This window comes from Streptomyces sp. SGAir0957 (genome assembly GCF_043523415.1).
The window spans coordinates 313560-322518 of sequence record NZ_CP027291.1 but is presented as its reverse complement, the minus strand read 5'-3'; the positions used below and the strand labels follow the sequence as shown (position 1 = coordinate 322518).

10 protein-coding genes are annotated in these 8959 nt (G+C 71.5%); 3 read left to right on the top strand and 7 right to left on the bottom strand.

The window, feature by feature from the left end:
• The 7 genes from C1N81_RS04120 to C1N81_RS04090 form a co-directional block, all read right to left on the bottom strand.
• Positions 1-295 (bottom strand): hypothetical protein (locus tag C1N81_RS04120; protein ID WP_394426850.1); only part of this gene is annotated, 295 nt, incomplete at its 3' end.
• On the bottom strand, positions 292-702 hold the full coding sequence (locus tag C1N81_RS04115; RefSeq protein ID WP_364985968.1) for a hypothetical protein: 411 nt from the start codon (positions 700-702) through the stop codon (positions 292-294). The genes C1N81_RS04115 and C1N81_RS04120, both read right to left, overlap by 4 nt.
• Positions 703-734: 32 nt before the next feature.
• A complete protein-coding gene (locus C1N81_RS04110) occupies positions 735-1055 on the bottom strand; it encodes a hypothetical protein (protein ID WP_394426848.1) in 321 nt (106 codons plus the stop codon).
• Positions 1052-1774 carry a hypothetical protein gene (locus tag C1N81_RS04105; protein ID WP_394426846.1) on the bottom strand — a complete coding sequence of 241 codons (723 nt, stop codon included), beginning with the start codon at positions 1772-1774 and terminating at the stop codon, positions 1052-1054. Before C1N81_RS04105 ends, C1N81_RS04110 begins: the two co-directional genes overlap by 4 nt.
• A gap of 227 nt (positions 1775-2001) precedes the next feature.
• Positions 2002-3549 (bottom strand): DUF2637 domain-containing protein, encoded by a 1548-nt coding sequence (locus C1N81_RS04100; RefSeq protein ID WP_394426843.1) that lies wholly within the window; start codon positions 3547-3549, stop codon positions 2002-2004.
• Entirely contained in the window at positions 3546-3830 is a 285-nt protein-coding gene (locus C1N81_RS04095; protein ID WP_394426842.1) for a hypothetical protein, read from the bottom strand. Before C1N81_RS04095 ends, C1N81_RS04100 begins: the two co-directional genes overlap by 4 nt.
• Positions 3827-4474, bottom strand: coding sequence for a WhiB family transcriptional regulator (locus C1N81_RS04090; protein WP_394426840.1), 648 nt, complete (start codon positions 4472-4474; stop codon positions 3827-3829). Before C1N81_RS04090 ends, C1N81_RS04095 begins: the two co-directional genes overlap by 4 nt.
• A 216-nt stretch (positions 4475-4690) precedes the next feature.
• Between C1N81_RS04090 and C1N81_RS04085 the strand changes: the two genes are divergently transcribed.
• From C1N81_RS04085 to C1N81_RS04075, 3 genes are all read left to right on the top strand, one after another.
• Positions 4691-5383 carry a GntR family transcriptional regulator gene (locus C1N81_RS04085; protein ID WP_394426838.1) on the top strand — a complete coding sequence of 231 codons (693 nt, stop codon included), beginning with the start codon at positions 4691-4693 and terminating at the stop codon, positions 5381-5383.
• A gap of 199 nt (positions 5384-5582) precedes the next feature.
• Positions 5583-5720, top strand: coding sequence for a hypothetical protein (locus tag C1N81_RS04080; protein WP_364985979.1), 138 nt, complete (start codon positions 5583-5585; stop codon positions 5718-5720).
• Positions 5721-6435: 715 nt separating this feature from the next.
• On the top strand, positions 6436-8055 hold the full coding sequence (locus tag C1N81_RS04075) for a hypothetical protein (protein ID WP_394426835.1): 1620 nt from the start codon (positions 6436-6438) through the stop codon (positions 8053-8055).
• Positions 8056-8959 lie beyond the last annotated feature (904 nt).

The window sequence follows — 8959 nt, the reverse complement described above, 5'->3', positions numbered from 1 at the left end:
GCACGATGCGGCGGCCGACCGTGCTGGTGACCTCGGCCGCCAGCGAGCCGAACTCCGCTGCCGTGCTGCGGTCCACAACGACGTACGGGCGAAGGTCCGGCATCGCCAGCGCGCGACGGGGAGCGTCGTCCTCCCCCGGCTCTCCGGCACGATCGGCGTCCTGTTCCTGAGGAAGGACGTCGTCGATCGCCTCGGCCGCGGGAGAGCTCGTTGTGCCGGCGTCGTCCGCCTGCGGGATCTTCCCGGAGGCGGAGTCGCCGTCCGGGATCGGGCGCAGGTGCGTCGGGGCGGTCATGAGCCGATGCTCTGGGCGATCGCCGAGATGCGGTCCGCCAGCTGTCCCCATGGGCCGGCGGCGCCGGAGGCCACATAGAAGAGGAAGAGGAAGAGCATCGAGAAGCCCCGGCGGCTGAGCCTCTTGAACAGGGCGAGCGCCACAAGGACGCCGGCCAGCGCAGGCATCGTGAGCTTCGGGAAGGCTTTCCCGATCAGGCCGATGATGTCGTTGACGAGCGAGGAGACGGTGTCGAAGGGGAATCCTGCGGCCACGAACGCCGCGCCGGCGACGGGCGGGAGCAGGACGCACGCCCACCACGGAAGCGGGCCTGCCTTCCCGTTCTCGTTGTCCTTCGTGCCGAACCACAGCACGACGGTGAGGATGGCGGCGACTCCGAAGACGCCGACGCCGGTGAGGAAGCTCATGGGGTGTTTCCGTTCCTTACGGTGCGGCGATGTCAGAACGTCATCTGGGAGATGGGGGTGGGGTCGCCGTACATCGCCACACCGGCGACGAGGCAGGCGGACGGGATCCGGGCCGCCCACGCCAGGGGCCAGATCCACTTTCGTGCTCGGTAGTCCAGGAGCAGGACGCCTGCCGCGATGCCGTAGCAGGTCCAGCTGTAGAAGTCGTTGAGGGTGGGATGCTCCCTGACCAGGAAGGCGACGCCGTCGCGGACCCACTGGGGCCAGCCGCGCCAAAGCCCCACGCCCAGCGCGCTCCCGGAGTAGAGCAGCCAGACGACCTGGGGCGGTGTGGACCGGATCGTCTCGATCAACGAGCGGCGATCCGGCGCCGGCCGGAAGACCCGTGCGATGCCGGGGCGGCAAACGGCGGCCGGCCGGCCCGCCGGGGGCGCTGGTGTCCCGTCTTCGTCAGTGCCTCGGCCCTGCGCCGCCGGCTCGGGACATCCGGCTCGTCGCCGTTCTCATCGGACTCTCCAGGATCGGGGGCCTCGTCTCCCGGCGCCGCCCCGGCGCCGGCATCGCCTGCGTCGTTCGCGGCGCTGCCCACCCACGTGCGGACGCGGTCGCGCAGCCGCGGGCGGTCGGAGACGGTGTCTTCCTGGACCGCCTCGTCCTCCGGCTCCCTCTCCTGCTCTGGCTCTGCCGGCTCGTCGTGCTCGTCCGGGATGGTGAGTTCGGGCTTGTCGGGCAGGCGCCAGTCCGGCAGGCGGGAGGCGCCGAGCGCGGAGGCCGTGCTCGCGGCCCGTCGTCGGTCCGGGAAACGCTCGTCGGCAGGTTGCCGGCCTGGCGCCGCGGTCACCGGATATTGCGGTGCGCCCGGGGCCGGGTCTGCGGGACGGGTGTCGTCGGCAAGGGGCTCGGCATGGCCGACCGGGCGCGCGCCGACCTTGGCCAGCATGCGGCGGATCAGCTTCTCGTCCGCACCGACACGGTGGTGCCCCTGCTCGGCGGCGCTGGGCACACGGCCCGCCGAGGCGCGGCGCGTACGCCGTGTGCGGCTCCGGACCCGGGTGAAGGGGGTGTCGCTCATCGGGCGGTCTTCCGCTCAGCGTCGGGGTGCGGCACAAGAGCCAGGTGTCGACTCCTTCGGGTTGCGCGGGCGAGCTGTGCGGGGCGCGGACGGGCCGATGTCCGTCGGTCCCGGGCGATGAGGGCGAGAGCCTCGTTGACGTGCTCATCGAATGTGGTCATGGGGCGGTGGTCCTCATGGTCGTGCTCGCGGGCAGCACACGGCGCCCTGCGGAGCGGAGCGTCGAGTCAGGGCTGCCGGGCGCCGGCGCCGGCGGGGACGAGGAGGCCGTTGCCGAGTTGCGCGTAGCCGTCGCCCGCGGCCGGGTCGAGGAGGTCGTCCAGGAGGTGCTGCTCGGCGGCGGCTGTGTGGGTGGGGAGCAGGAGGGGGCGGGCGACGTCGGCCGGCTGGAAGCTGTTGCCGACGGCGACGGCCTCGTCGAAGTGGTCGGGGCCATCCGCGGTGGCGTCGCCGTCGGCCGCTGCGTGGGCCAGCGCCTCAGGCAGCCACTCGTGCTGCGTCTCAAGGAACCGCCTCGCTCGGGGGTTGCCGATCCCGAGCGCGCTGGCGCACTTGTTGATGCCCCAGGCGAAGGTGCCGTCATCCTCACGCGGCACGGTCGCGATGAACGCGGCCATGACCTCGTCGTCGGTCTTGTGCTGGGCCGGTGCCGGGGCATCCCGCGGCGCGTCCTCTGGCGGGTTGGGCCCGGTGTCGTTGAGGTCGTCGCTGGTGTCCGGGGTGTCCTCTTCCCCACCCATCCCGTCTGTGACCTGCGGGTTCCTCTCACCGTCCGGGTGGGATGGGCCCGGAGGATGGGGTGCGCCATGCTGCTGCGGGATGACCGGGATGGTGCCGATCAGGGTGCCGCGGAGCTGGTCGAAGGCCTTGGTGGTACGCAGGTTCATCCCAGCCATGTCCGTCTGGAGGACGCGCATCTGCAGCCGTGCGACGACCTGCTCCAGGACATGGGTGTCGGAGCATCCTGCCCGTTCGCTGGCACGCTGGGCACGGGTGTCGGCATGGATCTCGGCCAGGCGGTATGCCCAGCGGGTCATCCCGCCGGCGTGCTTGACCGCCTCTTGTGCGCGGCGAAGCCGGTACCAGCGGTAGGCAGCTCTGCCGACGCGGACGTCGGCGGTGGCCTCTTCCTGCGACAGGTCCTGGCGGGCGGCGAGCAGCAGCGCGACGCGGAAGGCTTCGACGGGATGGAACAGGCGCACCAGGGCGATGCGGCGGTCGGGTCGGCCCCGGCCGGCACGGGCTGCGCGGCGTTCCTCGAGCGAGCCGATCTCCCAGAGCACGGCAGCCAGCACCGGCCATACGGCGCGGACGGCGGAGCCGAGCGGGGAGGATGCCTCGGAGGCGGAGAACACGGCGCTGATGCCGGCGAGGATCCAGAAGAGCGCTCCGGACAGGCCCGGGCCTTCGCCGGCGCGGGCGCGGCGGCGCGCTCGGCGTCCGCAGACCATCGCAGCGACGTCTAGGGCGACGAAGGGCAGGAGGTCGAAGGGATCGGTCAGGCCCATCTGGTGGCGGCCGACCCTGCGCAGCCCGGTGGCCGACAGCGCGGCCGCGGCGGTGGCGATAACGACGGTGAGGACGTCCTCGATGCGCCGGCCGCGACGGTCGGCGGCCGCCACGCGTTCGTCGTCGCTGAGCGCGGCCAGGGCGACGCGGTGCCGGCGGACGGCGATGGCCGGGCCGACGGTGAGGACGAGCGCCCCCAGGACGAACTGCCAGCTGCCCAGGAGTTCGGCTGCCGTCCCGCCACGGGGGACGATGTCGTAGATCACGGGGAATCCCTCCTGGCGAGGAAGCCGGCCGCGTCGGCGGCACGGGTGTGCAGCTGCTCGCCGCCGGGCGGCGTCGGGTCCTGGGTGATCCACGCCCGGTAGGCATCGCGCTCGAGGGACACCTGGCGGAGCTGGGCCAGGAGCAGCACGGTGAGCGGGTGGATGCTCGGTGCCTGCGCGCCGGCCGGGACGAGGACGGGGAGTAAGACGGCGTCGTCGCGGCGGGCGAGCGAGCTGACCAGGGCGCGGGTGAGGGCGCGCCCGTCGTCGGCGGGGCTCATGCGGCCTCCGTCCAGCCGGCGTCGCGGCGGTGGGCCGCGACGAGCTCGTCGCGGCGGTGGAGGGCCTCGGTGACCGCGAGGCGGTTCTTCTCGCGCTTGTCAGCGGGGACCGATCCGCCGAGGTACTGGGCGGCGAGCCGCTGTACCTCGTGGGCCGCGGCAATGCGTTCCTGCTGCTCCTGGGCAGTGCGGTGATCTTCGGTGACGGCCGCGTCCAGCCGCCGGCGCTCCTCGGCGAGCCGTCGCTTGAGCCTCTCGGGAGTGAGCCCGCCGCGGATGCCGGCGGTGTCGCCCTCGCGGAGAGCGAGCTCGGCGCACGCGGCGCGCACCGGGCACACAGAGCAGTGGTCGCGGACCGTCCGGGCGCGGCGGCGCCGCCAGTCGGTGTCCGCCTCTCCGTCGTCCTGGTAGAAGTGGCCGATGTCGGGGTCGGTCGCCAGGCAGACCGAGTACTTCATGGCCCGGCGCAGCTGGGGGGTACGCAGTTCCTGCGCGACGTAGTGGCCGTCCTGGCGGTCGAGGAAGCCGCCGGTGACGAGGCTGTCCAGCGGCTCGGCCTCGGCGATGAAGTGGGCGATGCCGGCTTCGGCCGGTTCACCGTTCGGGCTCGGGGGCAGCGCGTGGGCTGCCATGATGGTGTTCACGCGTTCTCATCTCCTGTGACGGATGTGCGAGATGAGGCGCCGCGGCCTCCCGGGGATACCAGCCCCGGGGGCCGCTTGCTTTTCTACGCCCCATCTGACTTAACTGACTGCGTCAGATGAGTCAGATGATGCATGGCGTTGCCGATCACGTCAAGCAAGGAGGAGGCGGTGGATCGCATGGCCAGGGAGCAGTGGCTGGTACGGCAAGATGTGGGCATGACGTCCCATCACCCGCACGAACGCGCCGCGGCGGCACTACGCGCCGACATCACGACGGGCACGTTTGCACCCGGAGAAGCCTTGCCGGGACAGCGGGAGTTGGCCGACAGGTACGGCGTCGCGCAGAACACACTGGGCCAGGCGCTGCGACTCCTTGAGGCCGAGGGCCTCGTCGAGATGGCCCCCCGGCGCAGAACGCGGGTCCTGCAACCCTTTCCCCATCTGGAGGTCCGCCTGACCGCTGATGGCCACCTCCGACCCACCGACGTCGACAGCCTCGGCCACGCCGACCTGCACGCCGGCGCCAGGACCGTCGACGAGCGGGCAGCTGAAGCACTTCACGTCCCGCCTGGCAAGCGGCTCTTCGCCCACCAGGCCACGCTGCTCCACGCCGGTACGCCCTGGGCGCTGCAGACACTCCTCACCGCTGCCGCGATCGACGCGCCCGGCGGCGGTGACACCGCCGCCGTGGAGCCCTTCGTCGCCGTCGCCACGGCGCAGGAGACGGAGCACATCAGCCGCTGGTCCGGGCGGCCCGCGACGGCCGAGGAGAACAGGCTGCTCAGGGGGCACGGCCTCACAGTCCTGGAAGTCCGGAGGGTGGGTTTCATCAACGAACGCCCTAATTCCTACCTTCTGACGGTAGTTAGGGCGGATCGGACGACTTTCATTTTGGAAAGCGGCAGTTGAGCGTTTTCACTCCCAACACACCCTTTCTGTCGCACTATTTCCGTGCCCCGAATACGGCCCGACGACAACGGTCCGGATACGTGTGCGCTGCCCCTCGCAGGGGATAGGGTGGCTTCCGCTTGATCCACTACGCCTCACCCCGGGGCCCAGGCGCGTAGCGCCCAGTCAGGGCCCGGTGAACCGAGAAGGCGGTTCCCTGATGACCAGCACCGTGCAGTTCCGCACCCCGGGCGAGTTTCGCGTGGCGTGCGTGACACTGCTGCGGATCTCCCCCGGTGCGGTCCGGTCCGAGTACGCAGAGCAGTCCCCCGGGAAGGGGGAGTCGATCATGTCGTAGCAACCACCGGGCGGGCGCCTCTAGCAAAGGCCGCTCCTCGCCCTCTCCGCCGGCTTCGGAGCTAGCAACTCCTCTGCCGGCCGTCACCGCTCAGTCCCGGGTTAGCGGCCCAGTCCGAGCGAAGGCCAGACCGAAACGGTCCGGCGATCACTGCCCTCCAGCAGCAATCCCCCCGAAGGGGTTCGTCGTTTCCCGGGGCGACCCGGGAGAACGGGGTCCATCTTGCAGTACAGGCATGCCCTTTGTCAGCTCGGACGCCCCCATTGCTGGGCGTTCGCGGCGATATTTCGCCCGTCCGTGACGGCACCGACACGTGATGTGTGCGCCTGGTCGGCTCGCGCGTCAGCGGAAGCACCGGCGCACCGCGTGCGCGCCCGCCACCCCTTGACCAGGTCTGCACGGCACCCCTTGACCAGCGATGCCGCCTCCTCGGCTGCAGGCCCCGGAAGTCGGCTGCTCCCGGGGCCTGGTCAAGGGGGCCGGCAGCGGTCTGGAGCACCCCTTGACCTGCAGGTCACAGGACGTTCGCGGATTTCGTCGGCCCGGCTGTCACACCGCCGGGCTTTTCGACACCCGTAGCAGCTGAAGGCCTCGCTCCTTCAGCTTCCGCCCGAGTGCCTTTGGCCAGATCCCAGACCGCGCGTCCCCGAGGACGCCGTCGAGACCCAGCGCGCCCAGGTCGCCGCCTTCGCGGCACCGGTGTGCCAGGAGAAGCGTGCCCCGCACAGCAGCAGTACCCACCGACCCGCCGCCGGCGGGCGCTGTCGCGCGCCCGCCGCGCCGCCAGCGGGTCAAGGTGCCCCTGCGCCTGATCACCACTCCGCAGTACGCCGATGTCGCGGTGAGCGTGTACGTCAAGATCGCCGCGCTGGGCTCTCGCCCCGAAGGCTGTACGGCCGCGACCGCGACCATCGCGGAGTACCTCGGCCTGTCGAAGGCCTCCGTCGAGCGCGGAATGACGCAGCTGAGGCGCCCCGGCCCCGACGGCATCATCGAGCTGTCCTCGACCCGTCGCTCTCTGCCCGGCGGGTGCGGCACCTCCGCCCGGCGCCGCACCCGGCCGTTGACGTCGACCGAGCGGTTCGTCTGGATCCCGGTGTCCGCCGCCGAGGACCTCACCCCGCGGCAGCTGCGCGCGTACGCCCTCATCGCCTACGCCCAGGTCCAGCGGATCCCGCTGACGGAGTCGGAGATCGCAGGGGCGCTGCACCACCACAGCGGGCGGCGGGCCGGCCAGCCGCTGACCACGGCGGCCGCGGGCGAGATCGTCGACGAGCTGGAGGCCACGCGCTGGGTCACCGTCGAGCGGCGGGCCGGGGCGCGCGGCCGTCACCGCTTCATCGCCCACGACATCCCCCCGGCCGCCTCGGCGACTGCGCCCTGTGGACAACCGGCTTCGGACGCAACTGAAGCTCCCTCGACCTCTGTGTCTGGTGAGGGATCGGGTTCGTCGGCTGGTGCGGGATCGCTCGCGACTATGGAAGAACCTAGAACTGACCGACCTGATGACGAGCGAGCCCTCTACTCACCCGCCGTAGGCGAAGTACAGGTGAGTGAAGGTGTGGAAAACCCGGCGCTGCAACCGCCGGACGCTGCGGGCCAGGGTGGACTCGCGCTGCGCGCGGATGACAACCGACCCCCCTTGACCAGCCCGTCCAGGTACACCGGACCGGAGCTGACCATCAGCGCCCGCATCCACGACGTCCTGGAGCCCGTGCACTGGCTCTTCCGCCAGACCAGCGTCTATGTCCAGCGACGGATCGCCCGCGAAGTCGGCCGCCAGCTGCGCTCCGGCATCGACGACGCCCGCCTCCGGCACCGGCTCAGCAGCCGGTACGCCCGCACGATGAGCCACGAGATCAAGGATCCCGGCCGGTGGCTCCTCGGCGTAGCTCTGCCCCACTGGGGCTGTGGGATCTTCGATTGCGAGGCCGGCGTCCTATGGAGCAGCGGCCGCCGGTGCTCGGTGTGCGAGGAGATCGTCCAGGACCGGCGCCGCGCCGATGCGCCACGGCCGGAGCCCGCACCGCGTCCCGTGCCCGCCGCCCGCGGCACCGCGGTCACGGCACACACAGCAGCACCGAGTGTTCCTCGCGGCGAGTGCCGGGGGTGTGGGTGCCTGATCCTCCGGATCAAGCGTGCCGCCGAAGACGGGCTGTGCCGACTCTGCCGGGAAGACCAGGCAGGATCCTCCACGCCGCCGATGCCGATGCCCGTCGAGATGCCGCAGGTCTGCATCGGGTGGGGCGGTGCCCGGTGCACCCGCCCCGCACTCGGCACGGCCGGCCGGTGTGTGCGGTGCCGCAGCCGCCAGATCGAATGCGCCGCATCGTGACCACATCCCGCTGCGGGTGCCCGGACCGGCACCACTCGCACCAGCCGGTTGATCGACGCGATGCACTGCACTCCGCGGCGACGCGATGCACGGCATCACGCCGACGGACTCCCGTGCATCGCGTCGGCCGATGGCGTTGCTGTGCTCGGAGCGTGGCTGCTGTCCGACCGTGCCCCGGGGCGCCATCGTTTCCCTCGAGCGCCGGCTGCGCCTCGACTCGATCGCGCCCCTTGACCAGGTCTCGCGGGCGGCGCTGTTTCCCCTTGACCAGACGCGCGGTCAAGGGGAAACAGGCGAGCCTCCACCTTCTCGCAGCGCCGTCGATCGGCAGTCGCTCCCCGCTCGATCGCGTGGCGTGAGCCCCCGTGCGTCAGCCGCACGATGCCGCGGTCGCGCTTCACCGCCCGGCTCTCGTGCCGGCGCACTCGACCTGGCACGTGCGATGTCGATGTCGGTGAGCGATGAGTGCCCTGCATCGAGGTGGATGCAATGCCGGGCACAAGCCGGTCCGCGTCGCTCAGCCGATGCACGGCACCGCGGATCGGGCATCGGATGCACCGCATCCGATGCCCCCGCTGCGATGCACGGCACTCGATGCAATGCACCGGCGGATGCCGGAACCTCCTCGATGCAGTGCATCGCAGCGGCCGGCACACAGTACGAACTGCTGGCACGGGCACCCGCCCAGATGGCCCGCGGATGCGCGCCGCGTCTTCCCCCGCTGTTACCGCATCCGTGCTGATCCTCGGCCTCGGTCCTGACCGTACTTGTGGGCCGACGCCGCCGCGGCGTCCCCCCTTGACCACAATCCACCTGGCGCGGCCGCGGTCCTGCTCCCCCTTGACCAGGCTCGAGTCCACCCCCTTGACCAGGGCCCCGCCAGGAGCGTGTTTCCCCTTGACCG